This window comes from Bartonella sp. CB10SXKL, assembly GCF_042195515.1.
In the GTDB taxonomy this organism is placed as follows: Bacteria; Pseudomonadota; Alphaproteobacteria; order Rhizobiales; family Rhizobiaceae; genus Bartonella.
Genome location: NZ_JBHION010000010.1, coordinates 58,090 through 84,897, shown reverse-complemented (window position 1 = coordinate 84,897; position 26,808 = coordinate 58,090). Strand labels below are relative to the sequence as shown.

General features: G+C 39.7%; 33 protein-coding genes and 1 pseudogene. 33 read left to right on the top strand and 1 reads right to left on the bottom strand.

What is annotated here, in order from left to right:
- From ACFIK3_RS06685 to alaS, 32 genes and pseudogenes are all read left to right on the top strand, one after another.
- Window positions 1-65: pseudogene (locus ACFIK3_RS06685) on the top strand (elongation factor Tu); the annotation flags it as partial.
- Between the two features lie 60 nt (window positions 66-125).
- Window positions 126-434 carry a 30S ribosomal protein S10 gene (gene rpsJ / locus ACFIK3_RS06680; protein WP_005773267.1) on the top strand — a complete coding sequence of 103 codons (309 nt, stop codon included), beginning with the start codon at window positions 126-128 and terminating at the stop codon, window positions 432-434.
- A 27-nt stretch (window positions 435-461) separates the two neighbouring features.
- Complete coding sequence (rplC, locus tag ACFIK3_RS06675; protein ID WP_273791404.1) at window positions 462-1,199, top strand: 50S ribosomal protein L3; 738 nt, start codon at window positions 462-464, stop codon at window positions 1,197-1,199.
- Between the two features lie 2 nt (window positions 1,200-1,201).
- Window positions 1,202-1,822 carry a 50S ribosomal protein L4 gene (rplD, locus tag ACFIK3_RS06670; protein ID WP_273791405.1) on the top strand — a complete coding sequence of 207 codons (621 nt, stop codon included), beginning with the start codon at window positions 1,202-1,204 and terminating at the stop codon, window positions 1,820-1,822.
- Window positions 1,819-2,112: a 50S ribosomal protein L23 gene (locus tag ACFIK3_RS06665; RefSeq protein ID WP_273723987.1), complete on the top strand. Its 294-nt coding sequence runs from the start codon at window positions 1,819-1,821 to the stop codon at window positions 2,110-2,112. Before rplD ends, ACFIK3_RS06665 begins: the two co-directional genes overlap by 4 nt.
- Window positions 2,113-2,132: 20 nt before the next feature.
- The gene (rplB, locus tag ACFIK3_RS06660) at window positions 2,133-2,966 is read left to right on the top strand and encodes a 50S ribosomal protein L2 (RefSeq protein WP_273791406.1); all 834 of its coding nucleotides are present in this window, start codon (window positions 2,133-2,135) and stop codon (window positions 2,964-2,966) included.
- A gap of 15 nt (window positions 2,967-2,981) precedes the next feature.
- Window positions 2,982-3,260 carry a 30S ribosomal protein S19 gene (gene rpsS, locus ACFIK3_RS06655; protein ID WP_004855734.1) on the top strand — a complete coding sequence of 93 codons (279 nt, stop codon included), beginning with the start codon at window positions 2,982-2,984 and terminating at the stop codon, window positions 3,258-3,260.
- Between the two features lie 2 nt (window positions 3,261-3,262).
- Window positions 3,263-3,652, top strand: coding sequence for a 50S ribosomal protein L22 (rplV, locus tag ACFIK3_RS06650; protein ID WP_273791407.1), 390 nt, complete (start codon window positions 3,263-3,265; stop codon window positions 3,650-3,652).
- Window positions 3,652-4,362, top strand: coding sequence for a 30S ribosomal protein S3 (gene rpsC, locus ACFIK3_RS06645; protein WP_273791408.1), 711 nt, complete (start codon window positions 3,652-3,654; stop codon window positions 4,360-4,362). Before rplV ends, rpsC begins: the two co-directional genes overlap by 1 nt.
- Before the next feature lie 36 nt (window positions 4,363-4,398).
- On the top strand, window positions 4,399-4,812 hold the full coding sequence (gene rplP, locus ACFIK3_RS06640; RefSeq protein ID WP_273791409.1) for a 50S ribosomal protein L16: 414 nt from the start codon (window positions 4,399-4,401) through the stop codon (window positions 4,810-4,812).
- A gap of 12 nt (window positions 4,813-4,824) precedes the next feature.
- Window positions 4,825-5,025: a 50S ribosomal protein L29 gene (gene rpmC, locus ACFIK3_RS06635; protein ID WP_375660067.1), complete on the top strand. Its 201-nt coding sequence runs from the start codon at window positions 4,825-4,827 to the stop codon at window positions 5,023-5,025.
- 11 nt (window positions 5,026-5,036) lie between these two features.
- Complete coding sequence (gene rpsQ, locus ACFIK3_RS06630; protein ID WP_012231991.1) at window positions 5,037-5,276, top strand: 30S ribosomal protein S17; 240 nt, start codon at window positions 5,037-5,039, stop codon at window positions 5,274-5,276.
- Window positions 5,277-5,420: 144 nt separating this feature from the next.
- On the top strand, window positions 5,421-5,789 hold the full coding sequence (gene rplN, locus ACFIK3_RS06625) for a 50S ribosomal protein L14 (RefSeq protein ID WP_004855715.1): 369 nt from the start codon (window positions 5,421-5,423) through the stop codon (window positions 5,787-5,789).
- Window positions 5,790-5,801: 12 nt separating this feature from the next.
- Complete coding sequence (gene rplX, locus ACFIK3_RS06620; protein ID WP_015856579.1) at window positions 5,802-6,116, top strand: 50S ribosomal protein L24; 315 nt, start codon at window positions 5,802-5,804, stop codon at window positions 6,114-6,116.
- Window positions 6,109-6,666, top strand: coding sequence for a 50S ribosomal protein L5 (rplE, locus tag ACFIK3_RS06615; protein WP_273791411.1), 558 nt, complete (start codon window positions 6,109-6,111; stop codon window positions 6,664-6,666). Before rplX ends, rplE begins: the two co-directional genes overlap by 8 nt.
- 24 nt (window positions 6,667-6,690) lie before the next feature.
- Entirely contained in the window at window positions 6,691-6,996 is a 306-nt protein-coding gene (gene rpsN, locus ACFIK3_RS06610) for a 30S ribosomal protein S14 (RefSeq protein ID WP_273791412.1), read from the top strand.
- 14 nt (window positions 6,997-7,010) lie between these two features.
- Window positions 7,011-7,409 (top strand): 30S ribosomal protein S8, encoded by a 399-nt coding sequence (gene rpsH / locus ACFIK3_RS06605; protein ID WP_015856577.1) that lies wholly within the window; start codon window positions 7,011-7,013, stop codon window positions 7,407-7,409.
- Window positions 7,410-7,448: 39 nt separating this feature from the next.
- The gene (rplF, locus tag ACFIK3_RS06600) at window positions 7,449-7,982 is read left to right on the top strand and encodes a 50S ribosomal protein L6 (RefSeq protein WP_273791413.1); all 534 of its coding nucleotides are present in this window, start codon (window positions 7,449-7,451) and stop codon (window positions 7,980-7,982) included.
- Between the two features lie 12 nt (window positions 7,983-7,994).
- Window positions 7,995-8,357 (top strand): 50S ribosomal protein L18, encoded by a 363-nt coding sequence (gene rplR / locus ACFIK3_RS06595; protein WP_273791414.1) that lies wholly within the window; start codon window positions 7,995-7,997, stop codon window positions 8,355-8,357.
- A gap of 111 nt (window positions 8,358-8,468) precedes the next feature.
- Window positions 8,469-9,017 carry a 30S ribosomal protein S5 gene (rpsE, locus tag ACFIK3_RS06590; protein ID WP_273791415.1) on the top strand — a complete coding sequence of 183 codons (549 nt, stop codon included), beginning with the start codon at window positions 8,469-8,471 and terminating at the stop codon, window positions 9,015-9,017.
- 31 nt (window positions 9,018-9,048) lie between these two features.
- On the top strand, window positions 9,049-9,255 hold the full coding sequence (rpmD, locus tag ACFIK3_RS06585; protein WP_375631283.1) for a 50S ribosomal protein L30: 207 nt from the start codon (window positions 9,049-9,051) through the stop codon (window positions 9,253-9,255).
- A gap of 20 nt (window positions 9,256-9,275) precedes the next feature.
- The gene (rplO, locus tag ACFIK3_RS06580) at window positions 9,276-9,743 is read left to right on the top strand and encodes a 50S ribosomal protein L15 (protein WP_273791417.1); all 468 of its coding nucleotides are present in this window, start codon (window positions 9,276-9,278) and stop codon (window positions 9,741-9,743) included.
- Between the two features lie 162 nt (window positions 9,744-9,905).
- Window positions 9,906-11,252 (top strand): preprotein translocase subunit SecY, encoded by a 1,347-nt coding sequence (secY, locus tag ACFIK3_RS06575; protein WP_273791418.1) that lies wholly within the window; start codon window positions 9,906-9,908, stop codon window positions 11,250-11,252.
- Window positions 11,249-11,827, top strand: coding sequence for an adenylate kinase (locus tag ACFIK3_RS06570; RefSeq protein ID WP_375631284.1), 579 nt, complete (start codon window positions 11,249-11,251; stop codon window positions 11,825-11,827). The genes secY and ACFIK3_RS06570 overlap by 4 nt, the downstream gene beginning before the upstream one ends.
- A gap of 180 nt (window positions 11,828-12,007) precedes the next feature.
- Window positions 12,008-12,376, top strand: a complete 369-nt coding sequence (gene rpsM, locus ACFIK3_RS06565; protein WP_026500557.1) for a 30S ribosomal protein S13 — start codon at window positions 12,008-12,010, stop codon at window positions 12,374-12,376.
- 115 nt (window positions 12,377-12,491) lie between these two features.
- A complete protein-coding gene (gene rpsK, locus ACFIK3_RS06560; protein ID WP_007347762.1) occupies window positions 12,492-12,881 on the top strand; it encodes a 30S ribosomal protein S11 in 390 nt (129 codons plus the stop codon).
- Window positions 12,882-12,975: 94 nt separating this feature from the next.
- On the top strand, window positions 12,976-13,989 hold the full coding sequence (locus ACFIK3_RS06555) for a DNA-directed RNA polymerase subunit alpha (RefSeq protein ID WP_273791420.1): 1,014 nt from the start codon (window positions 12,976-12,978) through the stop codon (window positions 13,987-13,989).
- Window positions 13,990-14,013: 24 nt separating this feature from the next.
- The gene (rplQ, locus tag ACFIK3_RS06550) at window positions 14,014-14,442 is read left to right on the top strand and encodes a 50S ribosomal protein L17 (RefSeq protein ID WP_273791421.1); all 429 of its coding nucleotides are present in this window, start codon (window positions 14,014-14,016) and stop codon (window positions 14,440-14,442) included.
- Window positions 14,443-14,710: 268 nt separating this feature from the next.
- Entirely contained in the window at window positions 14,711-16,105 is a 1,395-nt protein-coding gene (locus ACFIK3_RS06545) for a DegQ family serine endoprotease (protein WP_375654492.1), read from the top strand.
- Between the two features lie 8 nt (window positions 16,106-16,113).
- Complete coding sequence (locus ACFIK3_RS06540) at window positions 16,114-17,439, top strand: replication-associated recombination protein A (protein WP_375676438.1); 1,326 nt, start codon at window positions 16,114-16,116, stop codon at window positions 17,437-17,439.
- Between the two features lie 967 nt (window positions 17,440-18,406).
- The gene (gene recA, locus ACFIK3_RS06535; RefSeq protein ID WP_273791424.1) at window positions 18,407-19,450 is read left to right on the top strand and encodes a recombinase RecA; all 1,044 of its coding nucleotides are present in this window, start codon (window positions 18,407-18,409) and stop codon (window positions 19,448-19,450) included.
- 205 nt (window positions 19,451-19,655) lie between these two features.
- A complete protein-coding gene (gene alaS, locus ACFIK3_RS06530) occupies window positions 19,656-22,322 on the top strand; it encodes an alanine--tRNA ligase (RefSeq protein WP_375676437.1) in 2,667 nt (888 codons plus the stop codon).
- Between the two features lie 1,211 nt (window positions 22,323-23,533).
- On the opposite strand, the gene ACFIK3_RS06525 is transcribed toward alaS, so the two are convergent.
- A complete protein-coding gene (locus ACFIK3_RS06525; RefSeq protein ID WP_273791426.1) occupies window positions 23,534-25,315 on the bottom strand; it encodes a glucan ABC transporter ATP-binding protein/ permease in 1,782 nt (593 codons plus the stop codon).
- Between the two features lie 206 nt (window positions 25,316-25,521).
- On the opposite strand from ACFIK3_RS06525, the gene ACFIK3_RS06520 reads away from it, so the two are divergent.
- Complete coding sequence (locus ACFIK3_RS06520) at window positions 25,522-26,505, top strand: RluA family pseudouridine synthase (protein WP_375676436.1); 984 nt, start codon at window positions 25,522-25,524, stop codon at window positions 26,503-26,505.
- The last annotated feature ends 303 nt before the right edge of the window (window positions 26,506-26,808 follow it).

Genomic DNA, 26,808 nt, shown 5'->3' with positions numbered 1-26,808 from the left:
GTTTTGCTATTCGTGAAGGTGGTCGTACTGTTGGTGCCGGTATCGTCTCTAAGATCATTGAATAAATAATGCTTGTTGAGTGCTTTAATTATTAATGCACTTTGTATAACAGGGAAATAAAGAGCATGAACAGTCAGAATATTCGCATTCGCTTGAAAGCGTTTGATCATAGAATTCTTGATACGTCGACGCGTGAGATTGTATCGACTGCTAAACGTACCGGTGCAAATGTCCGTGGTCCCATTCCGCTTCCGACGCGGATTGAGAAGTTTACGGTCAATCGTGGACCGCATATCGATAAGAAAAGTCGTGAGCAGTTTGAGATGCGAACACATAAGCGTCTTCTTGACATTGTTGATCCAACGCCGCAAACAGTGGATGCGCTTATGAAGCTCGATCTTTCTGCTGGTGTGGATGTAGAAATTAAGCTCTGAGGTTTGAGGACAGAAGGAACAGACCCGATGCGTTCAGGTGTAATAGCACAGAAGCTGGGCATGACCCGTATTTATAATGATGCTGGTGAGCATGTGCCGGTGACGGTACTTCGTTTGGAGAATTGTCAAGTCGTTGCTCAGCGTACAGTTGAAAAGAATGGTTATACTGCTGTTCAATTAGGTGTAGGCTTTGCTAAGGTTAAGAATACTTCACAAGCTCTTCGTGGACATTTTGCTAAGGCTTCTGTTGAGCCTAAAGCCAAAATAGCAGAGTTTCGTGTGAGTCCCGACAATCTTCTTGATGTTGGTACTGAGATTACAGTGGAACATTTTGTTCCAGGACAAAGAGTTGATGTGACTGGTACCAGTATTGGTAAGGGGTTTGCTGGTGTTATGAAACGACATAACTTTGGTGGGCATCGTGCTTCCCATGGTAATTCGATCACACATCGTGCTCATGGTTCTACGGGGCAGTGCCAAGATCCTGGTAAAGTTTTTAAAGGCAAAAAAATGGCCGGCCATATGGGGCAAGTGCGTGTAACAACACAGAATATTGAAGTTATTTCCACTGATAGTGAGCGTGGTTTAATTTTAGTGCGTGGTGCTGTTTCTGGTTCTAAAGGTTCTTGGATTTTGATACGGGATGCTGTGAAGAAGCGTCTTCCTGATAATGCTCCAAAGCCTGCCGGTATTCGCCGTCTTGTGAAGGAGAAAGCGGAAATGGTTACTCCGGTGACGGAAACCTCTGAAGTTGAGGGAGCCTAATAATGGATCTTGTAATTAAAACTCTTGATGGTAATGAAGCTGGCAAATTAAAGGTTTCTGAAGCTATTTTTGATCTTGTTCCGCGTGAGGATATTTTGCAACGTGTTGTTCGTTGGCAGCTTGCACGTCGTCAGCAGGGAAGTCATCAATCCCAAGGTCGTTCTGATGTGTCGCGAACAGGGGCAAAAATGTTTAAACAGAAAGGAACCGGGCGTGCTCGACATTCATCTGCACGTGCACCGCAGTTTAGAGGTGGGGGTAAGGCACATGGACCAGTGGTTCGCAGCCATGCGCATGATCTTCCTAAAAAGATTCGTGCTCTTGGGTTGCGTCTTGCTTTATCTGCAAAATTAAAAGCAAAAGATTTGATTATTGTGGATGAGTTGACTGTTAAGGATGCTAAAACGAAGATGCTTGTTTCTCATTTTTCTAAGCTTGGATTTAATAACGCTCTCTTGATTGGTGGTAAAGAGATTGATATTAACTTTTTTCGTGCAGCCTCTAATATCCCTAATATTGACATTTTGCCTATTCAGGGAATTAATGTTTATGATATTTTGCGTCGCAGCAAACTTGTTTTATCAAAAGCAGCTGTTGAGGCTCTTGAGGAGCGTTTTAAATGACAGATCTTCGCCATTATGATATAATTATTAGTCCAGTTATTACTGAAAAGGCGACTATGATTTCTGAATATAATCAAGTTGCTTTTAATGTCGCGCCGAAAGCGACGAAGCCTGAGATTAAGGCTGCTATTGAAGCGCTTTTTAGCGTAAAAGTTAAAGCAGTTAACACGATAGTCCGTAAGGGTAAAGTGAAGCGTTTCAAAGGTATAGTTGGTCGGCAGAGTGATGTCAAAAAAGCGATCGTAACTCTGGCCAGTGGTCAGACTATCGACGTTTCGACAGGTCTTTAAGAGGCTCGGAGATAGGAATAATGGCACTTAAGCAATTTAATCCAACTACACCTGGGCAGCGTCAGCTTGTTATTGTGGAACGTTCTTGTCTTTATAAGGGAAAACCTATAAAGATGTTAACTGAAGGTTTGTCTTCAAAGGGTGGACGTAATAATCGCGGTCGTGTTACTGCTCGTTTTCAGGGTGGTGGACATAAACGTAGTTATCGGTTTGTCGACTTTAAGCGTCTTAAACGTGATGTTTCAGCAAAGGTTGAGCGTTTAGAATACGATCCTAATCGTACCGCTTTTATTGCTTTAATCCGCTATGAGGATGGGCAATTGAGTTATATTCTTGCGCCACAGCGTCTTGGTGTTGGTGATTCTGTTATGGCTGGTTTAAATGTGGATGTTAAACCAGGTAATGCTATGCCTCTTGGTAATATGCCTGTAGGCACAATTATTCATAATGTTGAGATGAAGCCAGGAAAAGGAGGGCAGATTGCGCGTTCAGCAGGTGCTTATGCGCAGTTGGTTGGACGAGATCATGGTATGGCTATTCTTCGTTTAAATTCTGGTGAACAGCGTTTGGTTCCGAGTAGCTGTTTTGCAACTGTTGGCGCTGTTTCAAATCCTGATCATGGGAATATTAATGATGGTAAGGCGGGTCGGTCACGTTGGCGTGGTAAACGTCCACATGTTCGTGGTGTTGCTATGAACCCCGTTGATCATCCGCACGGTGGTGGTGAAGGTCGTACATCGGGGGGGCGCCATCCAGTATCTCCTTGGGGTAAACCTACGAAAGGTAAGCGTACGCGCTCCAATAAAGCCACTGATAAATTTATTATGCGTACGCGTCATCAACGCAAGAAATGAGAAAGGTAGTCTGAAGTGGTTCGTTCAGTGTGGAAAGGTCCGTTTGTTGACGGCTATCTTCTTGGTAAAGCAGAGAAGGTACGTGCAAGTGGGCGTAATGAAGTTATAAAAATATGGAGTCGTCGCTCTACTATTTTACCACAATTTGTTGGTTTAACTTTTGGTGTTTACAACGGTAATAAGCATATTCCTGTTTCTGTTTCTGAAGAGATGGTTGGGCATAAGTTTGGTGAGTTCGCTCCTACCCGGACTTATTATGGTCATGGTGCCGATAAAAAAGCGAAGAGGAAGTAGGAATGGGAAAAGCTAAAGTTTCGCGCCAGCTTAAAGATAATGAAGCAAGAGCTGTCACGCGGACAATTCGTGTTAGTCCGCAGAAGCTTAATTTAGTTGCTGCAATGATTCGTGGTAAAAGAGTTAATGTAGCGCTCGCTGATTTGATGTTTTCACGCAAGCGTATTGCTGCTACTGTGAAAAAAACGCTTGAATCAGCAATTGCAAATGCAGAAAATAACCACGATCTTGATATTGATTCGCTTGTTGTGGCGGAAGCTTATGTTGGTAAGTCGATAGTGATGAAGCGCTTTCATGTTCGTGGTCGAGGGCGTGCTAGTAGAATTGAACGTCCATTTTCGCATCTTACTGTTATTGTTCGTGAAGTTACCGAAAAAGTGGAGGCCGCGTAATGGGGCAGAAGATCAATCCAATAGGACTTCGTCTTGGTGTTAATCGGACTTGGGACTCTCGTTGGTATGCTGATAGTGGTGAATATGGGCGCCTTCTTCATGAAGATTTGAAAATTCGTTCATATGTGCTTGAGGAGCTTAAACAGGCGGCTATTTCTAAGGTTGTTATTGAGCGTCCTCATAAGAAGTGTCGTATTACGATTCATTCTGCACGTCCTGGTTTGATTATTGGTAAAAAGGGTGCTGATATCGAAAAGCTTCGTCGTAAGCTTTCAGAAATGACGGATGCTGAAACTTCATTGAATATTGTGGAGATTCGTAAACCGGAGATTGATGCGACAATTATTGCGCAATCAATTGCTCAACAGTTAGAGCGTCGTGTTGCTTTTCGTCGTGCAATGAAGCGTGCTGTTCAGTCTGCTATGCGTCTTGGTGCGGAAGGTATTCGTATCAATTGTTCTGGCCGTCTTGGTGGTGCTGAAATTGCTCGTATGGAATGGTATCGTGAAGGTCGTGTTCCACTTCATACCTTGCGTTCTGATGTTGATTACGGTACAGCAGAAGCTAAGACCGCTTATGGTATTTGTGGTATTAAAGTTTGGGTCTTTAAGGGTGAGATTCTTGAGCATGATCCGATGGCTTCAGAACGTCGTGCTACGGAAGCTGATCAATCTGGTTCTTCATCGAATCGTCGCCGCGAAAATGCTTAGTTTTTGAGATTGAACTAAAATTTGGAGTAGAGAACAATGTTGCAGCCAAAGCGCACAAAGTTCCGTAAACAGTTCAAAGGCCGTATTCACGGTTCTGCGAAGGGTGGTACGGATTTGAATTTCGGTGCCTACGGTTTGAAGGCTGTTGAGCCGGAGCGGGTTACTGCTCGTCAAATTGAAGCGGCGCGTCGTGCGATTACACGTTATATGAAGCGTTCTGGTCGTGTGTGGATTCGCATTTTTCCAGATCTTCCGGTTACATCTAAACCGACTGAAGTTCGTATGGGTAAAGGTAAGGGAAGTGTTGATTATTGGGCTGCACGTGTTGCTCCTGGGCGCGTCATGTTTGAGCTTGATGGAGTTCCGGAAGATGTTGCACGTGAAGCGCTAAGGTTGGGTGCTGCAAAGTTGCCTATAAAAACGCGTTTCATCCAGCGTATTGCTGAATAATGAGGTTAAGCGATGAGAGCCACAGAATTACGGGCGCAAACGCTCGACCAAATGAAAGATGAATTGGCTAAGTTAAAGAAAGAGCAATTTAATTTGCGTTTTCAACAAGCAACAGGTCAATTAGAAAAGACTGCGCGTGTTAGACAAGTTCGTCGTGATATTGCGCGTATTAAAACTTTTCTTCGTCAAAAGATAAGTGAAACTAAGGTTTAAGGAAATAAGAGATGCCTAAACGCGTTTTGCAGGGTGTTGTTATTAGCGACAAAAGTGATAAGACTGTTGTTGTCAAAGTTGAACGCCGTTATTCTCATCCGCTTCTTAAGAAGACTGTTCGGCAGTCTAAAAATTATAAAGCGCATGACGAAAACAACCAATTCAAGATTGGGGATCAAGTTTCTATTCAAGAATCTAGACCAATTTCGAAAGATAAATGTTGGATTGTTGTAAAAGACAATGTAGCGTAATGGGTTAAGTTTATTGTTTTAGAATTTAACAGTGTTTTTATCATTGATAAATTTGAAGGCGATGAATTTATCGTTATTTGGCAGGCAAATCCGAGTGTATAAAAGGTACAATCGGATATATGTGTTAAGAGAAGGTGGCCAGTCATGATTCAGATGCAAACAAATCTCGACGTTGCTGATAATTCTGGAGCGCGTCGTGTCATGTGCATCAAGGTGTTAGGCGGTTCAAAGCGGAAATATGCTTCGGTCGGTGACATTATTGTTGTTTCGGTTAAGGATGCAATTCCTCGTGGCCGTGTTAAAAAAGGTGATGTTATGAAAGCTGTTGTGGTTCGTACTGCTAAGGATATTCGTCGCGCAGATGGTAGTGTCATTCGTTTTGATAGTAATGCTGCGGTTTTAGTGGATAATAAAAAAGAGCCGATTGGTACTCGTATCTTTGGACCTGTTCCCCGCGAATTGCGTGGTAGGAATCATATGAAGATCATCTCGCTTGCTCCTGAAGTTCTATAAGGAGTAAATGTTATGCAGAAGATTCGAAAAGGTGATAAAGTTGTTGTTTTGTCCGGTAAGGATAAAGGATGTAGTGGTGAAGTAATTAAGGTTAGTCCAAAAGAGAATAAGGCTTTTGTTCGTGGGATTAATATGATTAAACGTCATCAACGTCAAACGCAGAAGCAAGAGGCTGGAATTATTTCTAAAGAAGCTCCGATTCATCTGTCTAATTTGGCGATTGCTGATCCTAAAGATGGTAAGCCTACACGTGTAGGCTTTCGTATGAATGCAGATGGTAATAAGGTGCGTTTTGCCAAGCGTTCGGGAGAGTTGATTAATGGCTGAGGAAAGACAAGTACCGCGTATGAAAGCGCATTATTTTGAAGTGATTCGTAAAGCGCTTCAAGAGAAGTTTAATTACAGAAATGCGATGCAAATTCCGCGGATTGATAAAGTTGTAATAAATATGGGCATAGGTGAAGCAACTGCTGATTCGAAGAAGCCTTCCCTTGCTGCTGAGGATTTAGGGCTAATAACGGGGCAGAAGGCTGTTGTTACGCGTGCGCGTAATTCTATTGCGACCTTTAAGGTTCGTGAAGGAATGCCTCTTGGGGCTAAAGTTACATTGCGTAAAGATCGTATGTTTGAGTTTTTAGATCGTCTTGTTACGATTGCTCTTCCGCGGGTTCGTGACTTTCGTGGTTTAAATCCAAAGAGTTTTGATGGTCGTGGCAATTTTGCTATGGGTATTAAAGAACACATTGTGTTTCCAGAAATCAACTATGATAAAGTTGATCAAATTTGGGGCATGGATATTATCGTTTGTACGACAGCAAAAACGGATGATGAGGCTCGTGAATTATTGCGTGCTTTTAATTTTCCTTTTCGTTCGTAACGGCAAGCATAGTGAGGTGAAATTATGGCCAAAGTAAGTGCCGTTGAAAAAAATAAGCGTCGTGAGGTGATGGTAAAGCGTTATGCTGCCCGTCGTGCACGTTTGAAAGCAATAGTTATGGATCAGAAGGTTTCTCTTGAAGAACGTTTTAAAGCTTCTGTTCAGTTGGCAGAGTTACCGCGTAATTCTTCGAAAGTTCGTATTCGTAATCGCTGTGAGGTTTCAGGTCGTCCGCGGGCTTATTATCGTAAATTAAAAATGTCGCGAATTGCGTTGCGTGAGCTTGGCTCTATTGGCTATATTCCTGGTATTGTAAAATCTAGTTGGTAAGAGGAGATTATTTAATGTCTATGTCAGATCCTCTTGGTGATATGTTAACACGTATTCGTAATGCACTTGGTCGTAAAAAAGGTAAAGTAGTTACTCCAGCTTCGAAGCTTCGTGCGCACGTTCTTGATGTTCTTCAGTCGGAAGGTTATATTCGCGGATATAATCAAATTGATTTAGGTGATGGGAAAGCTGAGATTGAAATCGAATTGAAGTATTTTGAAGGGCTGGCTGCTATTCGTGAGATTTCACGTGTATCAAAGCCAGGGCGTCGTGTGTATGTTTCTGCTAAGTCACTTCCACAGGTGGCTAATGGCCTTGGTATTTCGATTTTATCGACTCCTAAAGGCGTCATGGCAGATCATGAGGCGCGTGAACAGAATGTTGGTGGAGAACTCCTTTGTCGTGTTTTCTAAGTTATGTCAAGAAAACGGAAGAAAAAGTAGGTTAGAACAATGTCTCGTATTGGAAAGAAACCCATTTCAATTCCTTCTGGAGTTACTGCTACTGTTGAAGGTCAGCTGGTTAAGGCAAAAGGTCCAAAAGGTGAGCTGAGTTACGTCGTCAATGATGAAGTCTTAGTCAAACTTGAGGAAAATATCATATCAGTTATGCCGCGGGATCAGTCAAAAGATGCGCGTTCTAAATGGGGAATGTCGCGCTCAATGATTGAGAACATTTTTTGTGGTGTGAAAGATGGTTTTGAAAAGAGGTTGGAGATTAATGGGGTTGGTTATCGTGCTGCTTTGCAGGGTAAGGATGTTCAACTATCTCTGGGCTTTTCGCATGATGTGGTTTATAAAGTTCCGTCGGGTGTTACTGTGACTGTTCCTAAGCCAACAGAAATTGTTGTTTCTGGAATTGATAAACAGCAAGTTGGACAAGTTGCAGCGGAGATTCGGGAGTATCGTAGGCCTGAACCTTATAAAGGTAAGGGTGTTAAGCATGCAGATGAACGTATCTTCCGTAAAGAAGGTAAAAAGAAATAAGGATTTTGTATTATGGTTTCATCTAAGGACATTATCCAACGTCGTGCAAGGCGTGTTCGTCGTAGAATTAAAATGGTTTCTCATGATCGTCCTCGGCTTAGTGTTTATCGTTCAAATCAGAACATTTATGCTCAAGTTATCGATGATTTGCGGGGATGTACACTTGTTTCAGCCTCTACTCTTGAAAGTGATTTAAAAAAGTCGTTAAAGAGTGGTGCTGATAAAAAGGCAGCTTTTGCTGTTGGTAAGTTAATTGCTGAGCGTGCGAAGAAAGCGGGTGTTAATGAGGTGGTTTTTGATCGTGGAGCGTATGTGTACCATGGTCGCGTCAAAGCTTTAGCTGAGGCTGCTCGTGAAGGTGGTTTGAATTTCTAAAATTTCTTATTTATGAATGAGTAAGGAGAGTTTAGAGTTTTTCGTTTAAGTTCTTCCAGTTTGGTGAGGGACTTTGTTATCGTGCTTCCGGAAAAGAAAAAGGAATGAGGAATGGCACAAAAAGAACGTGGTGATAGAGAAGAACGCGATAATGAATTTGTCGATAGGCTCGTTCATATCAATCGTGTTGCTAAAGTTGTAAAGGGTGGTCGGCGTTTTGGTTTTGCTGCTCTTGTTGTCGTTGGAGATCAAAAAGGACGTGTGGGTTTTGGACATGGTAAAGCCCGCGAAGTTCCCGAAGCCGTTCGTAAAGCAACGGAATCTGCAAAGCGTGGGATGATTTATGTTCCACTTCGGTCTGGGCGTACATTGCATCATGATCTTGAAGGTCGTCACGGAGCTGGGCGTGTTTTGCTACGTTCGGCTTCTGCTGGTACTGGTATTATTGCTGGGGGACCGATGCGTGCTATTTTTGAAGCTCTTGGTATGCAGGATGTCGTTGCAAAATCGCTAGGATCGTCGAATCCTTATAACATGGTTCGTGCAACATTTGATGCATTGAAACATCAAATGCATCCTAGAGATATTGCTGCTCAACGTGGTATAAAATATTCGACTTTGCAGGCGCGTCGTCGCCATTTAGTTGACCTAGAAGGGTAGTTTCTGAGATTATCAGAAAAGGAATTAGGAAATGGTTCAGAAAAAATCTCAGAGTAATAAAACTGTGACGGTGGAGCAAATTGGAAGCCCTATTCGAAACTCACAGATTCAGCGTGCAACCTTAAAGGGGCTTGGACTAAATAAAATGCGTCGTCGGCGCGTTTTAGATGATACACTTTGTGTGCGGGGTATGATTGCTCGGGTTCGGCATCTTGTTCGCGTTATAGATGAAGGTTAAGGGTTGCGGGAGTATTATATATGAAACTCAATGAACTGCGTGATTGCGAAGGCGCAATAAAAAATCGTAAGCGTGTTGGGCGTGGCATTGGTTCCGGTATGGGTAAGACTGGTGGTCGTGGTGTAAAAGGGCAAAAGTCACGTTCTGGTGTTTCCCTTAATGGTTTTGAAGGTGGGCAAATGCCTATCTATCGTCGTTTGCCAAAACGTGGATTTAGAAATTTCTTTGCCAAAACCTACAATGAAGTTTCACTAGGACGTATTCAGTTGGCAGTTGATGCGGGTAAGTTGAATATTGAAAAGCCTGTTGATATGATTGCTTTGAAAGAGTCTGGTATTATTCGTCGTGAAAAAGATGGGGTTCGTCTTCTTTCTGATGGTGATTTGAAGGCTAAGATTACCTTTCATGTTTCTGGTGCTTCACAAGCTGCTCGTGTTAAGATTGAAAAAGTGGGTGGTCAGGTCATTTTTCCTGATATTGCTCGATAATTTTTTTAATATGAATAGAGACCTAAAGAAGAATTATATTTGTTTTGTGGGATCTTTTGTGGAGACTTGTTTAAGTTCTGCATTTATTTGTGTATGCGTATGTGAATTTTAGGATTATACTTCTGTGATTTAAAGAACTGGAGTGTAAAGTGGAGACGTTTTATGGCATCAGCAGCAGAGCAATTTGCTTCCAATATAAACTTCGGTACCTTTTCGCGTGCAACTGAATTAAAGAAACGCATCTGGTTTACTCTGTTGGCGCTTCTTGTATATCGTTTTGGCACTTACATCTCTCTTCCAGGTATCAATATCGATGCTTTGCGGCAAACATTTGAACATCACGCGTCTGGTGTATTAGGACTCTTTAATATGTTTGCTGGAGGTGCCGTTGGGCGTATGGCTATTTTTGCGCTGGGTATCATGCCTTATATATCGGCATCTATTATTGTGCAATTGTTAACATCTATTATTCCTTCTTTGGAGACTCTTAAAAAAGAAGGGGATTTAGGTCGTAAGATTATCAATCAATATACGCGTTATGTAACAGTCGTATTGGCAATTCTACAAGCTTTTGGTATTGCGGTTGCGCTTGAAAGCGGTATAGGGTCGGGGCTTCAAATTGTTTTAGAACCAGGTCTTATGTTTCGTTTTTCTTCTGTTATTACACTTGTTGGCGGAACGATGTTTCTTATGTGGCTTGGCGAGCAAATTACGTCACGTGGTGTTGGTAATGGGGTTTCTCTTATCATTTTTACAGGGATTGTAGCCAACTTTCCTTCTACTTTTGCTCAGCTTTTGACAGCTCATAGTCAGGCTGATTTATCAACTTTTCTTTTAATAGGAATCGTTCTTATTGCTGTTTTGGTTATTGGGCTTATTGTTTTTATAGAGCGTGCACAACGGCGAATTCTTATCCAATATCCGAAACGTCAGGTCGGTAATCAAATGTTTCAAGGAGATATGTCGCATCTTCCTTTAAAGTTGAATACTGCTGGTGTTATTCCACCTATTTTTGCTTCATCTTTATTATTATTGCCTGCCACTATTAATAATTTTTCTGATAAAATGCCACAATGGGTTCAGGAGATTTCTTATGCTCTTGGTCATGGACAGCCACTTTATATGATTGTTTATGCATTTTTAATGGCGTTTTTTTGCTTTTTTTATACAGCTATTGTGTTTAATCCAAGTGATACTGCAGATCAATTGAAAAAGCATTCTGGTTTTATTCCAGGGATTCGTCCAGGTGAGCGTACAGCCGAATATATTGATTACGTTTTGACGCGTATTACTGTTGTGGGCGCTGTTTATATTATCTTGGTTTGTTTGTTACCTGAATTTATGATATCTGCATTACAGGTTCCTTTTTATCTTGGGGGAACATCCTTGTTGATTGTTGTTACTGTTACACTTGATACGGTTGCTCAAATTCAGGGGCATCTTGTTGCCCACCAATATGAAGGGTTGATAAAAAAATCAAAACTTCGTGGAGGTAGAAGGAATCGATGAGAGTTATTCTTTTAGGTCCTCCTGGAGCGGGAAAAGGTACGCAAGCAAAAATGTTGACTGAGGAATATAACATTCCTCATTTATCAACAGGAGATATGTTGCGTGAGGTGATTGCCAAAGAAACGGAGATTGGTAAAAAAGCTAAAGCTATTATAAGTTCTGGTGCTTTGGTTCCTGATAGTATTGTTAACCAAATCGTATCAGATCGGATTGATGAAGCTGATTGTGTAAACGGTTTTGTTTTGGATGGATATCCGCGAACTGTGGGGCAGGCGGAAGCGTTGCAACAGATACTGGATTCAAAAAATACGCGGCTTAATGCTGTTATTGAGTTGTGTGTTGATGAAGACGTGTTGATTGAACGTATGAAGAAGCGTGTTGAGGAAACAATAGCGGCTGGTGGACAGGTTCGTTTAGATGACAATCCTGTTGCTTTTGCAAAAAGATTAGTGGAATATCGTGAAAAAACAGCTCCCTTATCAAAGTTTTATTCAGAGAGGGGGATGTTGAAAGTTGTTGATGGAATGATTGGTGTTGCTGAAGTGACACGTATGATTAGAAGTTTTCTTTCATGAGATTTTTTTTAGAAATAAATGAAAAGAGTTGACTTTTGAGATGAAATCTATCAGAAGTAAATTTAATTTATTTTAGTGAAATAAGAGGATTCGGAAGAATTTTTTTCTGAGTCTATTTTTTTCTGTAAGGTATATCAGGTATTTTATAACAATTTGTCAAAATAACTAAGGAGAGTAGGCGTGGCTCGTATTGCTGGCGTCAATATCCCGACAAATAAGCGTGTAATTATTGCGCTTCAATATATCCACGGGATTGGACCAAAATTTGCTCAAGAAATTATTGAAAGAGTTGGCATTCCTTTGGGGCGTCGTGTGCATGAGCTTTCAGATGCTGAGGTGCTGCAGATTCGTGAGGCTATAGATCAGGGCTATCAAGTTGAAGGTGATCTTCGTCGTGAGGTTGCTATGAATGTTAAGCGTTTGATGGACCTTGGTTGTTATCGAGGATTGCGTCATCGCCGGTCTTTGCCTGTCCGAGGACAGCGTACACATACGAATGCCCGTACGCGTAAAGGTCCGGCTAAGGCAATTGCTGGTAAGAAGAAATAAGGGCCTTTGTGGAAGGTTTTTATATATTCTTTTTTCTTGTTTGATTTGTTTGACAAGGAAAAAAAGGTGGAGCTGCTGATGTTACGGCAGTGATGAGATCGTTGAAAGGGAAATTATGGCCAAGGAAGCCACACGTGTTCGTCGTCGCGAACGTAAGAATATTTCATCGGGTGTTGTGCATATTAATTCAACATTTAATAACACAATGATTACTATTACTGATGCTCAGGGTAATGCAATTGCTTGGTCATCTGCTGGGGCTCAGGGGTTTAAAGGTGCGCGTAAATCGACGCCTTTTGCTGCTCAAGTTGCTGCGGAGGATTGTGCAAGAAAAGCGCAAGAGCATGGTATGCGTTCTTTGGAAGTCGAAGTTTGTGGGCCTGGATCAGGGCGTGAATCTGCTCTACGTGCATTGCAATCTGTTGGTTTTGTCATTACTTCTATTCGCGATGTAACACCAATTCCTCATAATGGATGTCGTCCACGGAAAAGGCGGCGTGTTTAATTGGGTGTTGTTTTTTGTTGTCGGAGATTTCTCTGATGTTCACATTGGTCGTTACGATTGAATGGTAACGGAACTAAAGAACGGGAATAAAAATATGATCCAGAAAAACTGGCAGGAACTTATTAAACCCAATAAGGTTGAATCATGTGCACATGATAATCCAAATATTATAAGTGTGATTGCTGAGCCTCTTGAGCGTGGTTTTGGTTTAACCTTAGGAAATGCGCTTCGTCGCGTGTTGTTATCTTCGCTTCGTGGTGCTGCTATTACTGCTGTGCAGATTGACGGTGTCTTGCATGAATTTTCATCGATTCCAGGTGTGCGTGAGGATGTTACGGATATTATTCTGAATATAAAAGAAATTGCGCTTCGTATGGAAGAAGAAGGGCCTAAACGTGTCGTCGTTTATAAAGAGGGGCCTGGTGTCGTGAAAGCGGGAGATATCAGTACAGTCGGGGATATGGAAATTCTAAATCCAGATCATGTTATTTGTACTCTTGATGAAGATGCTGAGATTCGTATGGAATTTATTGTCAACACAGGAAAGGGTTATGTTCCATCTGATCGTAATTGTGTTGATGATGCACGTATAGGGCTTATTCCAATTGATAGTCTTTATTCACCAATTCGTAAAGTTTCTTATAAAGTGGAAAATACGCGTGAAGGTCAAGTTTTGGATTATGATAAATTGACCTTAACGATTGAAACGAATGGTGCTGTTAATGGAGAGGATGCTGTTGCTTTTGCAGCACGCATTCTTCAGGATCAATTATCGTTATTTATTAACTTTGAAGAGCCACAGAAGGAGCCTATTGAAGAGGTTGATTCTGAGCTTTCTTTTAATCCTGCACTTCTCAAAAAAGTGGATGAATTAGAACTTTCAGTTCGTTCGGCAAATTGTCTTAAGAATGATAATATTGTCTATATTGGTGATCTGATTCAAAAAACAGAATCTGAAATGCTTCGGACACCGAATTTTGGTCGCAAATCGTTGAATGAGATTAAAGAAGTTTTGGCGTGTATGGGTTTACATCTTGGAATGGAAATTCCTGCGTGGCCGCCTGAGAACATTGATGATCTTGCAAAACGTTATGAAGATCAATATTAAAATTAGAATTTAAGGAGAGGGCTTATGCGCCATAGTAAGTCAGGACGCAAGTTGAATCGTACTGCCAGTCACCGTAAAGCGATGTTTGCAAATATGGCAACTTCGTTGATCGAGCATGAGCAGATTGTGACAACGCTTCCAAAGGCTAAAGAAATTCGTCCTATTGTTGAAAAACTCGTTACTCTTGGTAAGCGTGGTGGTTTGCATGCGCGTCGGCAAGCAATTGCAGCACTTCGTGATGCGGGAAAGGTTGCAAAATTATTTGATACGCTTGCGCCACGTTATGCATCACGCAACGGTGGGTATTTGCGTATTATGAAAGCGGGGTTTCGTACCGGTGATAATGCACCCATGGCTGTTATAGAGTTTGTTGATCGTGATGTTGAAGCGAAGGGTGCTGGGGATCGTGCTCGCATGGAGGCTTCTGAGAATGAAAAGGGAACATCTTCGTAGAGTTTTTTTATTCTGTTGGATTTTTAAAGGCCGCCTTGTTTTGGGCGGTTTTTTTGTGAGTATTTTTAAGTTTATTTTAGTTGAGAAATAGGTGCAGAGAGAAAATTATAGAGTATTGAATTATCTTATTTTTATAATATTTATTGTTCAAATAGGTTGTTTTTATTCTCTATTATGAAATATTAATAGAGATCCTTAATTTGCGGGGATGCGTTTTTTTATTCTATTAATCTTCAACAGAATGTGCTGATTTTATAAGGAGTGGATTATGAGGTATTCTTTTTGGGTGCGGATTTTTTTTGCAATTATGATGCAGATATCATTTGATCATGTATATGCTCATGTTCCTCAAACACAAACAGAAATCACTCTTTCATTTTCTCCTTTAGTTAAAAAGACAGTTCCATCTGTTGTAAATATTTATGCAGCTCGACAAATTAGAGCACGATCACCTTTTGAAGGCGATCCATTTTTTGAGCAATTTTTTGGTCGTTTTCAAAATAAATTTCCTGTTCGTAAGCAATCGTCATTAGGATCAGGGGTGATTGTTGATGCACGTGGTTTGATTGTTACAAATTACCACGTCATTAAAGATGCAAGCGAAATTAAAGTGGCTTTTTCTGATGGGCGGGAGTTTGAGAGTAAGGTTGTGCTCAAAGATGAAGCGACTGATATTGCAATTCTTGAAGTTGAGGAAAAAGATGCTCAATTTCCTGTTCTTTCTTTGGGAAATTCTGATGCTGTTGAAGTTGGTGATCTTGTTCTGGCTATTGGTAATCCTTTTGGTGTTGGTCAAACAGTTACAAGTGGTATTGTTTCAGCGCAAGCGCGTACACGTGTTGGGATTTCTGATTTTGACTTTTTTATTCAAACAGACGCAGCCATTAATCCAGGGAATTCTGGTGGCGCTTTAATTGATATGAAAGGTCAGTTAATCGGAATTAATACGGCTATTTATTCGCGTTCCGGTGGTTCGGTAGGGATTGGTTTTGCTATTCCAGTTAATCTTGTAAAAGTAATGCTTGATACTGTTAAACGCGGTGGAAAATATTTTGTGCCGCCTTATATTGGGGCTTCTTTTCAAAATGTTACACCTGATATTGCTGGTGGTTTAGGTTTAGAACGTCCCTATGGTGCTCTGATTATTGAAGTTATCAAAGATAGTCCTGCTGAAAAAGCTGGATTGAAAGTAGGTGATGTTATTTTGAGTGTGCAGGGGGTACGCGTTGACAGTCCAGATAGTCTTGGTTATCGTTTGATGACAGCTGACGTTGAGCATAGTCTTGCCTTGGAATATTTACGAAGTGGAAAAACTTTAAAAACACAAATAACAGTTTCATCAATATCAGAAACTGCATTTTTAAAATCTGAAAAAATTACGGGTGACAGTCCTCTTGCTGGTGCTGAGGTGTTAGATTTAACACCGCAAAATAGTCGACGTTTTCATCTTCCTATATCTGCAAAAGGGGTTGTGATTACCAATCTTGAGGAAATGAGCAATGCAGCTGGAATTTTTCAGTCAGGAGATATTCTACGTGTTGTAAATGGCCATAAAATTCAAACAGTTCATCAGTTGAAAAAGGTTCTTATGCAAGGTCGCTCAAATATGTGGCAATTGGAATATGAACGTGATGGTATGTATATTCGTCAATTTATTCGTTGAGGTTTTTTTTGAAGAAAGATTTTTTTACTTCGTCGTTTGATTTTCAAGTTAATAAAAATCAGCCACTTGCAGAAAGAATGCGCCCTTGTTCTCTCAATGATGTTGTGGGACAAAAGCATTTGATTGGAGAGGATGGTTTGCTTTCACGTATGGCGGCAACTGGCTCAATTGGATCGATGATTTTTTGGGGACCTCCAGGGACGGGAAAAACGACCGTTGCACGTTTGTTAGCCCTTGAAACAAATTTCGCGTTTGAACAGGTTTCTGCTATTTTTACAGGAGTTTCTGAACTTAAAAAGATTTTTGAAGTTGCGCAGAGGCGTTTTATATCTGGGGATAAAACACTTCTCTTTGTTGATGAAATTCATCGGTTTAATCGTGCTCAGCAGGATAGTTTTCTTTCTGTGATGGAAGAGGGTACTGTGGTACTTATAGGTGCAACAACCGAAAATCCTTCTTTTGAACTGAATGCTGCCCTTCTTTCGCGTGCACGTGTTTTAACATTTCTTTCTCATGATCATGAAAGTTTGGACATGCTTTTGAAGCGTGCTGAAGAAGTGGAGGGAAAAATTCTTCCCTTGGATAATGATGCCAGAGACGTTTTGATAGAGATGTCTGATGGTGATGCGCGGGTAGCGTTAACATTGGCAGAGGAAGTTTGGTCTATTGCTCCATTGGGAGAGATTCTTGATGTTGTTGCTTTGCAAAAAGTTATTCAGCGTCGTGCGCCCATTTATGATAAAGGACGAGATGGGCATTATAATCTCATTTCAGCGTTGCATAAATCCATTCGTGGATCTGATCCTGATGCTGCGCTTTATTATTTGGCACGTATGTTGGATGCTGGTGAAGATCCTCTCTATATTGGGCGAAGATTGGTTCGTATGGCTGTTGAAGATATTGGTTTGGCGGATCCTCAAGCTCTTGTCATTTGTAATGCAGCAAAAGATGCTTATGATTATTTAGGATCACCAGAAGGAGAGTTGGCTTTGGCGCAAGCATGTCTTTATGTTGCAACTGCGCCAAAGTCAAATGCAGCATATCTCGCGTATAAAGCAGCACTGCGTTGTGCGCGCAAAAATGGCTCTTTATCACCTCCTAAGCATATTCTTAATGCTCCTACGAAATTTATGAAGGAAGAAGGGTATGGAAGTGGTTATTGTTATGACCATGATGAACCAGACGCTTTTTCAGGACAAGAATATTTTCCCGAAAAACTTGGGCGTCAGAGTTATTATAAACCAGTTGAGCGTGGTTTTGAGCGTGAAATTGTGAAACGTCTTGAGTGGTGGCAACAGTTGCGCAAAAAACGTAAAGATCAAAATAAAATTTGAGTTGAAATACGTTTTTTATTGATCTCTTATGTTATTGTATGAGAAATTTAGCTTATATTTTAAACATTTATTGCATTGCTTGTAGAGATTTTTTTTGATATCTTCGAAAGTACATAGTTTTTCAAATTTAAATATATCATTCAACTTTTAAGCTGCTTTATTTTTTTTGGTTTTATTAAATAATATATTGACTTATAATAATAGACTGTTTCGTAAGTTGAATGAAAGTTTCAAATACCGTAAATTTCTCTCATCCCAAGTCTGTTATTTGTTGAATCAATCAAATCATTTACTTGCATGTTACAAGCAGGATTACCGTGTGATAAAAACTGTACAAGAAAGGACTAAAAATCCTTCTTATGAATTGTCTCAAGTGCCGAGAACTGTTGCAACATTGGGGGATGATAAATAGTGTGATGGGTGCCGGCTTTCTCCTTCCATAGAGTAAAGATGGTGGCGCCTAAAGGGTTTTGTAGTATACCACATTCATAGGTGTTGTCACAAAACGAGCTTAGAAGTTTTGAGAGATGTTTCTTAAATCAAGTGTATGAATATGCAACACAATGGCGTTTTGTTCTTCGATGCAATAGGGTATGAGGTTGATTGATGATGCGTTTTTTTTTGTGATCAATAGCAGGAGAATTCTTAGTCTCTCAAGTATTTAATCAAAGGGATAAGCAGAAGGGCTGTAGAACATTGTGTTTAAAATTAAATTGTTCCTTTTCTAGAGAGATATAAATATGTTAACTATGCTCCCATAGAGATATTACTTTATTAGAGTTTATTATGTGTCATAAGATAAGCAATGCCAATTCTTTATTGTGATGGTCATGAATGTTTATGGGCATAATGTGGAGATAGGAATGGAAATAGTCTGTGAAAATCTAAACTCAAGCCTTTAGTTAAATTAAAAGTACAGTGTACACTAAATTTTTAGGTTATTATGAATTCGGTCAAGGATATAATCGTGGATAAAACAAAAGCTCTCGATGCTGCTCTCTCACAAATTGAACGTTCTTTTGGTAAAGGCTCGATTATGCGTCTTGGGCAAAAAGAGCAGGTTGTTGAAATTGAAACAATTCCAACAGGGTCGTTATCCTTGGATATTGCTTTAGGGATTGGTGGATTACCGAAGGGGCGTATTGTTGAGATTTATGGACCAGAAAGTTCTGGGAAAACAACATTGGCTCTCCATGCTATTGCTGAGGCACAGAAAGGTGGTGGGATTTGTGCTTTTATTGATGCAGAGCATGCGCTTGATCCTATTTATGCGCGTAAGCTTGGTGTTGATTTAGAAAACTTGTTCATTTCTCAGCCAGATACCGGTGAACAGGCATTGGAAATTACAGAAACGTTGGTTCGTTCTGGTGCAGTTGATGTGCTTGTTGTGGATTCTGTCGCAGCTTTAACTCCGCGAGCAGAAATTGACGGTGAAATGGGTGATGCTTTGCCCGGATTGCAAGCTCGGTTAATGAGTAAAGCGTTACGAAAATTAACCGCAGCAATTTTTCGCTCTAACTGTATGGTTGTTTTTATTAATCAAATTCGCATGAAAATTGGTGTGATGTTTGGTTCTCCTGAAACGACAACGGGTGGAAACGCTTTAAAGTTTTATGCTTCTGTTCGTTTAGATATTCGTCGCATTGGATCCATTAAAGATAGGGATTCAATCGTTGGTAATCAGACGCGCGTTAAAGTGGTGAAAAATAAATTGGCACCTCCATTTAAGCAGGTTGAGTTTGATATTATTTATGGTGAAGGTATTTCCAAAGTAGGTGAATTGATTGATTTGGGTGTCAAGGTTGGTGTTGTGGAAAAATCTGGTGCATGGTTTTCTTATAATTCTCAGCGTTTAGGACAGGGGCGTGAGAATGCAAAGCAGTTTTTACGTGAACATGTGGAAATAGCTACAGAGATTGAAGCAGCTTTGCGCCAAAATGCTGGTTTGATTGCGATTGAACTGTTAGAAAATGCAGGGTCAGAAAATATAGAAAGTGATGAAGCCATTTGATGGAGTGTTTTTTTCGTCTATAATTTTTTCCCTTTCAGATTTTTCTGTTTTTTTGTTTGAGTTTTTAAATACGCAGTCATTTTTTTCTCAATTTTTTAAAACAAATATTCCATTTTTGATTAAATTGACTCCATGCGTGGCGAAGAGAATTTAATGAGGGGGATTTTTCTTTTATGGTTTTGTGCTGTATTGAGCAGGTGTCAACATGAATAGTGTTAATAATATTCGGTCAATATTTTTGGATTATTTTCATCGTAATGGGCATAAAGTTCTTTCTTCTAGTCCGCTTGTTCCGCGGAATGATCCTACACTTATGTTTACAAATGCAGGGATGGTGCAGTTTAAAAATGTTTTTACTGGACTTGAACAACCTTCTTATACGCAGGCAACAACGGCACAAAAATGTGTTCGTGCGGGTGGAAAGCATAATGATCTTGATAATGTTGGATATACGGCGCGCCATCATACATTTTTTGAAATGCTGGGTAATTTTTCTTTCGGTGATTATTTCAAAGAAGAAGCCATTTTTTTATCATGGAATCTTTTAACAAAGGAATTTTGCCTGCCAAAAGATAAATTGTTGGTGACAGTTTATCAGAGTGATGATGTTGCTGCTGAACTGTGGCGTAAAATTTCAGGTCTTCCAGATGAAAAAATTGTCCGTATTGCGACAGCTGATAATTTTTGGTCGATGGGAGAAACAGGCCCTTGTGGGCCTTGTTCGGAGATTTTTTATGATCATGGTGATGAAATCTGGGGCGGTCCTCCTGGAAGTATGGAAGAAGATGGTGATCGCTTTATTGAGATTTGGAATCTTGTTTTTATGCAGTATGAGCAAGTTTCCAAGGAAAAACGTGTTAACTTACCTCACCCTTCTATTGATACAGGCATGGGATTAGAGCGTATTGCTGCTGTTTTACAGGGCGTTCATGATAATTATGACATTGATCTTTTTCGTGCATTAATTGCTGCATCAGAAGAAATTACAGGGATTGAGGCAAAGGGTGATTTTATTGCCAGCCATCGTGTCATTGCTGATCATCTTCGCTCATCGGCATTTTTGATTGCTGATGGTGTGCTTCCTTCTAATGAAGGAAGAGGATATGTTTTACGTCGTATTATGCGTCGTGCTATGCGTCATGCGCATCTTCTTGGTGCTAAAGAGCCCTTAATGTGGCGACTTTTGCCTGCTTTAAATCGCGAAATGGGACAAGCTTATTCTGAGTTGGTGCGTGCTGAATCTTTGATTTCAGAAACTTTAAGGTTAGAAGAAATACGTTTTCGTAAAACGCTTGAACGAGGACTTGGTTTGTTGAACGAAGCAAGTACCGATCTTAAAGAAGGGGACTATTTGAATGGTGAAGTTGCTTTCAAGCTCTATGATACCTATGGTTTTCCGCTTGATTTGACGCAAGATGTTCTTCGTCGTCGCGGAATATCTGTTGACGTTGGTGCTTTTGATAAAGCGATGGAACGCCAAAAAGAGGAAGCACGTGCCAATTGGTCTGGTTCTGGAGAAGCTGTAACAGAGAAAATCTGGTTTTCTGTTCGTGATCAAGTGGGGGCCACAGAGTTTTTAGGTTATGAAACTGAGACAGCGAAAGGTATTCTTACAGCTCTTGTGTGTGATGGTAAAATTGTTGATCATATTTCTTCAGATCAGAAAGCTATGCTTGTTGTTAATCAGACACCTTTTTATGGTGAATCTGGTGGGCAAATTGGTGATAGCGGTATCATTTCTGGTGAAAATTTTATTTTTAAGGTGCATGATACCCAAAGAAAGGGTGATGGTGTTTTTATCCATATTGGGGAGGTGAAATCTGGTCAGGCATCGAGGTCTGATTGTGTAGAATTAACGGTTGATATTGTTCGTCGTAAGAAAATTCGCGCGAATCACTCTGCTACTCATTTGTTACACGAAGCTTTACGCCAAACATTGGGGGACCATGTTACACAAAAGGGCTCTCTTGTATCGCCAGATCGGTTGCGTTTTGATTTTTCACATCCAAAATCCGTTTCACCAGAAGAGTTGAAAAAAATAGAAGATTTAGCCAATGAGATTATTTTGCAAAATAGTAAAGTAATAACGCGCCTCATGGCTGTAGATGATGCAATTTCTGAAGGTGCCATGGCATTGTTTGGTGAAAAATATGGTGATGAAGTTCGCGTTGTTTCTATGGGGGAGCCATTTGAAAAGGGAGGATTTAAAAAGCGTTGGTCAATTGAGCTTTGTGGTGGCACACATGTGGAGCGAACAGGTGATATCGGTTTGATTCATATTGTTTCTGAAAGTTCTGTTTCAGCTGGAGTGCGGCGTATTGAAGCTTTAACAGGCAAAGAAGCACGTCTTTATCTTAGCCGCCAAGATGAACGTATTCATGAAATTGCTGATCTTTTAAAAACTTCTTCTGCTGGTGTGGAAGAACGGGCGCGAATTTTGCTTGATGATCGTCGTAAACTTGAAAAAGAATTGAATGATGTACGCAAGAAAATGATGTTGAGTGGTGGAATAACAGAAAGGAGCCAAGGTGATATTATCATCATCAATGGGTTTTCTTTTACCGGACGCGTTGTTAAAAATATTTTACCACGGGATCTTAAGGCGCTCGTCGATTCTGAGAAAAAACAAATCGGATCTGGAGTGGTTGCATTTATTAGTGTCTCGGAGGATGGAAAAGGGAGTGCTGTTGTCGGCGTTACGGATGATTTAACGGATAAGTTAAATGCTGTAGATCTCGTTCGTATTCTTTCAGAGATGCTTGGTGGTAAAGGTGGAGGTGGCCGTCCTGATATGGCGCAGGCTGGTGGTCCTGAGGGGAACAAAGCTGATGAGGCATTTGCGGCACTAAAAGATTTTCTTGAAAAAAATTAAAGAATGAAATCATTCTGCATAGGTATTTTTTACATTGTTATATTGGGTTGGTATCTATGTATCATGAATATCTGTCTGGTGTATTTCTGAAATGCAGATACAGCGTAATTGGGGAAAAATACAATTGTAAAGATAAAAACAGTGTTTGTCTTTATAACGTCCAAGCGTTTCAGGAGTCACCTTTTTAAGATAAGATAGATTATTCAGCACTTCATGCTTTGCTGTGTATTCTTTTACTAGGAAGACTAGTTATTATGTTGCTCTTATAGATTTTTTAAAGAAACCTCTCTTTTTATGAAAGGAAAAATCAAGATTTATTGCATACGATTCTCCTTATAAAGTTATAAGCTGTCATTATTCGATTAGTTTTCAAATGAATAAAATCTCTTTCCTTGAAAAGGCTTATAAAAGAGTTGTTATATCTTAGAGCTATTGTTTTCATTTTGCTTGTTATGTACACAGTTTTTTGGTTTATTATTAAAAGGTTTTGAAAAGAATATTCTCCTATCTTTATAAATCTTTATTTAAAGTTATAAAGTAATGAATTATCAATATAAATCAAAGGAATATCACATAAATCTAAAGATTTAGATTAATATTTAATTTATTTATGATAAAATTGCTTTAATACATTGGGTTATAATGATAATTTATCGTTTTATCTTTTGAATAAGAGCTACGAATATTCGTAGGATTTTATTATTTCAAATTCTGGGTATGTTAAATTAATCAAAACCACTCACGAATGTCGTTGTGAAATGGGCTTAAGAGCATTGAAAAATGTTTCTTAAAAAAGTCATATGAATGTGCAAAACAATGATGTTCTGTTCTTTATGAGAGGACTATAAAGAACGTGATAAACAAAAGTGCAAAGCAATACATAATATTCATTATTTAAAAGATGTTTCTTTAGTTCGTTTTGAAATTCGTAAAGCTGAGTAAAAAGAAGACGGTAAAACTGGAAATTGTTTTTACCTTTACATTTTCCCTAAATGAGAATGTATACTCGTCAATATGCACAGATATAGGAAAATATTTTTGTTCTAATCTAGTAAAATTGCAATAGCAGAGAAAATACTAAACTGTTTTAATATTTTTCTTAAATACCTAAAATGAATTGTGGCATTTTTAGAAATCTCTTTACTTGTATCATATATAAGAACTCTTGTTATCTTGAGGAGGATTTTTTTGCTTGAAAAAGAGTATCAATTTTATGATGCTATGGCTTCATGTAAGGGGATAACATTTTCTCCTTCTCTTTCTGGTGGTTTGATTGTTAAACCACTTGCCTTTAAAAAATTAGAGAAACGTCCCCCTTTATCGATCAATTCTTGAAAGTTTCCTTTTTCCATTAAGTGACCATGATCCAGAAAGAGTATCACATCAGCATTGCGTACTGTTGAGAGGCGATGTGCTATAATAAAAGTAGTGCGGTTATGGCTTATGCAATCGAGAGCATCTTTGACACGTGCTTCTGTTTCAACATCAAGAGCGCTTGTTGCTTCATCTAGAATGAGAATAGGGGAATTTTTTAAAACAGCGCGTGCAATTGCTAGTCGCTGTTTTTCTCCACCGGATAATTGAGATCCTCGTTCGCCCACCATTGTGTTATAACAATCAGCTTTTTTTAGAATAAAATCGTGAGCTTCTGCTATTTTTGCTGCTTCATAAAGTTCTTCATTTGTTGCGCTCGCTTTTCCTATTGAAATATTGTCATGAATAGTACGGTTGAAAAGACCCGAGTCTTGAAATACTGTTGCTAGAGATTTGCGTAAAGATTCGCGATTGATTGAGCATATATTTATTCCATCAATGGAGATATGCCCAAGGGTAGGGTCGTATACGCGCTGCAACAGATTGATCAATGTTGTTTTTCCAGCCCCTGTTGGCCCTACAATTGCAACAGTTTGTCCTGCTTTAACCTCAAAGGAAATATCAAAAACACCTTGAGAAGAATTGGGGAATTTATAGGTCACGTGATGAAATTGTATGGCGCCTTTAACATTTTTGAGGGAAGGAAGATTTTGCGGTTCGTTGATATGAAAGGTTGAGTCTTCCATTTCAAAAAATTCTTGCAGTTTTGCTTGTGAGGATATTGCACAATTAATAAAATTGCTCATTTGGTCTAGGCGGCTAATCATGAGTTGTGCAAATCCAACAAAAGCAACGACTTCACCTACTCGTAATTGATCTTTTGCAACAAAAAAAGCTCCAAGGAGAAGAACACAAACGATTGAAATTGTTGAAGCCATTCGATTTAAGCCACTGGCGAGCGCCCACCAATTGAGAACAGGATTTTGTGCTTTAAGCAGAGCATTTGTATGTTGATGCAGTATAGAAGCTTCTTCTTTTATTCGGTTATAACTTTGTACAATGGAAACATTAGAGATTGAATCACTGACATGTTTAAAAAGGTTGTGGTGGTAGCATTCCACAGCGGCTTGTCCGTCTTTTGTTTTTCGCATCACTAAACGTGCAATTAATACGTAGGTGATGGCAAGCACAACCAAGACTATTGAAAGACGCCAATTCATATTAAACGCTATGGGGATGAGAACCAATAAGGCGACAAGCGTTGAGAGGTGTTGGCGCATAAAATCAAGCCATATGGTTGACATGGAATCTATTGCGCGCAAAAGTGTATGGAGTGCGTTGGAAGTTCCACGTTGTTGATGCCAAATTAAAGGCATGGCAATGATACGTTCGAAAGATTCCGTTAAAACCGTTAAGCGGCGTCTATGGGCTAAGCGGTCAGCACCGCGAGCAACAAGGACATAAGCAATAATATGTGAAAGTCCAAAACAAACCCAGATGGTAAGAGTAGGAATGATAGCTGATTTTTCTGAAATAGAATCAATAACACGTCCGAATAAAATAGGTTCTGCAATAGTGATAATAGCTAACATAACATTAGCGGTACAGATTAAAAGGGATGCATTTTTTTCTCTATTTAGGTAAGTGAGAACACGTGCATAGGTTTTGAATAAGGACACGGTTAATTATCTCCATTCGCTATTAAGCGTAAAGGCTGTTGATTTTTACAACGCTTAGTTTTTAGCTAATAAAATTTGGACGTTAAGAAAAGGCAATTTTGGATACTAACTGTAATATGGTGTGATAAAACCAACTAAAATATGAATTTTTGTGTTTATAAAGGCGCAAAAATAGATCAATAAAATTATCAGGTAAGGGAATTTTCATGGCAGGCATAGAAATAAAAAAAGTTGAGGCAGATGAAAATAGAATGCGCTTAGATCGCTGGTTTAAAGTGCATTATCCAGGACTTGGTTTTGGAGCTTTGCAAAAATTGTTGCGTTCTGGTCAGATACGGGTTGATGGTGGACGTGTTAAAGCCGATACGCGTCTTTGTATAGGGCAAGCTGTTCGTATTCCACCTCTCCCTATTAATGACAAGGAAAATTTTTCAATAACGGATAAAACACTTCGTGGGCAGGATGATGGGACCGTTTTGAAAAAAATGCTGCTTTATGAAGATCCAAAGGTATTTGTTTTTAATAAACCAGCTGGGTTGGCTGTACAAGGAGGCTCTGGTTTAACACGTCATATGGATAGTATGCTTGAGGTATGGCGCAATAAAAAAGGTGAAAAGCCGCGTTTGGTTCATCGTCTTGATCGTGAGACGTCGGGTGTGCTTATTGTTGCGCGATCAAGGGGAGCTGCTCAGTCCTTAACTGCTGCTTTTAGAGCGCGAGAAACAAAAAAGACTTATTGGGCGTTGGTTCGGGGCGTGCCTAAAAAAAAGCAGGATAAAATTTCAACGTGGATGGTTAAGGAAATGACTGCACAAGGTGACAAAATGCGTGTTTGTGAACATGGGGAGCCAGATTCACATCATGCGGTTTCCTACTATCGCGTTTTAGATACACGAGGGCGGGCTCTTTCGTGGCTTGAAATGGAACCCTATACAGGGAGAACACATCAGCTTCGTGTGCATGCTGCCCATATGGATCATCCTATCATTGGCGATACAAAGTATTTTTTTTCTGATAGTAATTGGACATTACCAGGAGGAATTCAAAATCGTCTTCATCTTCATGCACGTCGTATTCGTATTCCTCATCCTTCAGGAGGAATATTGGACATTGTTGCACCTTTACCACCTCATATGGTTCAAAGTTTTAATCTTTTGTCTTTTAATGAGAGTGATGCTGAAACAGAGTAAAGAAACTTCATTTGTTCTTTTTGATTGATATAAAATTTTGTCTATAAAGTTGATAAGATGAATAGGGCATCATTTGAAGGAAGTTTTTGATAAGTCAATTGCTATGAGAAAATTATGTTTTTGAGTGATGAAATTTTCGAATATCATGGCTTTCTTTCTACAGCTCTTTATCCATATTGATTGTATTGTTATTTTTTGGATATGGTGTATCGTTTAATAATCTGAGTTTATGAAGCTGCTCCTTTGAATTATCTATAGAGGTCATATTGGGAAGGCGTGTCTGTTGAGGGAGATGAGTTAGAT

What these genes read in the sequence shown, in the direction of transcription:
- rpsJ (WP_005773267.1), top strand. Translation starts at nt 126, where the DNA reads ATGAACAGTCAGAATATTCGCATTCGCTTGAAAGCGTTTGATCATAGA.
- rplC (WP_273791404.1), top strand. Translation starts at nt 462, where the DNA reads ATGCGTTCAGGTGTAATAGCACAGAAGCTGGGCATGACCCGTATTTAT.
- rplD (WP_273791405.1), top strand. Translation starts at nt 1,202, where the DNA reads ATGGATCTTGTAATTAAAACTCTTGATGGTAATGAAGCTGGCAAATTA.
- ACFIK3_RS06665 (WP_273723987.1), top strand. Translation starts at nt 1,819, where the DNA reads ATGACAGATCTTCGCCATTATGATATAATTATTAGTCCAGTTATTACT.
- rplB (WP_273791406.1), top strand. Translation starts at nt 2,133, where the DNA reads ATGGCACTTAAGCAATTTAATCCAACTACACCTGGGCAGCGTCAGCTT.
- rplV (WP_273791407.1), top strand. Translation starts at nt 3,263, where the DNA reads ATGGGAAAAGCTAAAGTTTCGCGCCAGCTTAAAGATAATGAAGCAAGA.
- rpsC (WP_273791408.1), top strand. Translation starts at nt 3,652, where the DNA reads ATGGGGCAGAAGATCAATCCAATAGGACTTCGTCTTGGTGTTAATCGG.
- rplP (WP_273791409.1), top strand. Translation starts at nt 4,399, where the DNA reads ATGTTGCAGCCAAAGCGCACAAAGTTCCGTAAACAGTTCAAAGGCCGT.
- rpmC (WP_375660067.1), top strand. Translation starts at nt 4,825, where the DNA reads ATGAGAGCCACAGAATTACGGGCGCAAACGCTCGACCAAATGAAAGAT.
- rpsQ (WP_012231991.1), top strand. Translation starts at nt 5,037, where the DNA reads ATGCCTAAACGCGTTTTGCAGGGTGTTGTTATTAGCGACAAAAGTGAT.
- rplN (WP_004855715.1), top strand. Translation starts at nt 5,421, where the DNA reads ATGATTCAGATGCAAACAAATCTCGACGTTGCTGATAATTCTGGAGCG.
- rplX (WP_015856579.1), top strand. Translation starts at nt 5,802, where the DNA reads ATGCAGAAGATTCGAAAAGGTGATAAAGTTGTTGTTTTGTCCGGTAAG.
- rplE (WP_273791411.1), top strand. Translation starts at nt 6,109, where the DNA reads ATGGCTGAGGAAAGACAAGTACCGCGTATGAAAGCGCATTATTTTGAA.
- rpsN (WP_273791412.1), top strand. Translation starts at nt 6,691, where the DNA reads ATGGCCAAAGTAAGTGCCGTTGAAAAAAATAAGCGTCGTGAGGTGATG.
- rpsH (WP_015856577.1), top strand. Translation starts at nt 7,011, where the DNA reads ATGTCTATGTCAGATCCTCTTGGTGATATGTTAACACGTATTCGTAAT.
- rplF (WP_273791413.1), top strand. Translation starts at nt 7,449, where the DNA reads ATGTCTCGTATTGGAAAGAAACCCATTTCAATTCCTTCTGGAGTTACT.
- rplR (WP_273791414.1), top strand. Translation starts at nt 7,995, where the DNA reads ATGGTTTCATCTAAGGACATTATCCAACGTCGTGCAAGGCGTGTTCGT.
- rpsE (WP_273791415.1), top strand. Translation starts at nt 8,469, where the DNA reads ATGGCACAAAAAGAACGTGGTGATAGAGAAGAACGCGATAATGAATTT.
- rpmD (WP_375631283.1), top strand. Translation starts at nt 9,049, where the DNA reads ATGGTTCAGAAAAAATCTCAGAGTAATAAAACTGTGACGGTGGAGCAA.
- rplO (WP_273791417.1), top strand. Translation starts at nt 9,276, where the DNA reads ATGAAACTCAATGAACTGCGTGATTGCGAAGGCGCAATAAAAAATCGT.
- secY (WP_273791418.1), top strand. Translation starts at nt 9,906, where the DNA reads ATGGCATCAGCAGCAGAGCAATTTGCTTCCAATATAAACTTCGGTACC.
- ACFIK3_RS06570 (WP_375631284.1), top strand. Translation starts at nt 11,249, where the DNA reads ATGAGAGTTATTCTTTTAGGTCCTCCTGGAGCGGGAAAAGGTACGCAA.
- rpsK (WP_007347762.1), top strand. Translation starts at nt 12,492, where the DNA reads ATGGCCAAGGAAGCCACACGTGTTCGTCGTCGCGAACGTAAGAATATT.
- ACFIK3_RS06555 (WP_273791420.1), top strand. Translation starts at nt 12,976, where the DNA reads ATGATCCAGAAAAACTGGCAGGAACTTATTAAACCCAATAAGGTTGAA.
- rplQ (WP_273791421.1), top strand. Translation starts at nt 14,014, where the DNA reads ATGCGCCATAGTAAGTCAGGACGCAAGTTGAATCGTACTGCCAGTCAC.
- ACFIK3_RS06545 (WP_375654492.1), top strand. Translation starts at nt 14,711, where the DNA reads ATGAGGTATTCTTTTTGGGTGCGGATTTTTTTTGCAATTATGATGCAG.
- alaS (WP_375676437.1), top strand. Translation starts at nt 19,656, where the DNA reads ATGAATAGTGTTAATAATATTCGGTCAATATTTTTGGATTATTTTCAT.
- ACFIK3_RS06520 (WP_375676436.1), top strand. Translation starts at nt 25,522, where the DNA reads ATGGCAGGCATAGAAATAAAAAAAGTTGAGGCAGATGAAAATAGAATG.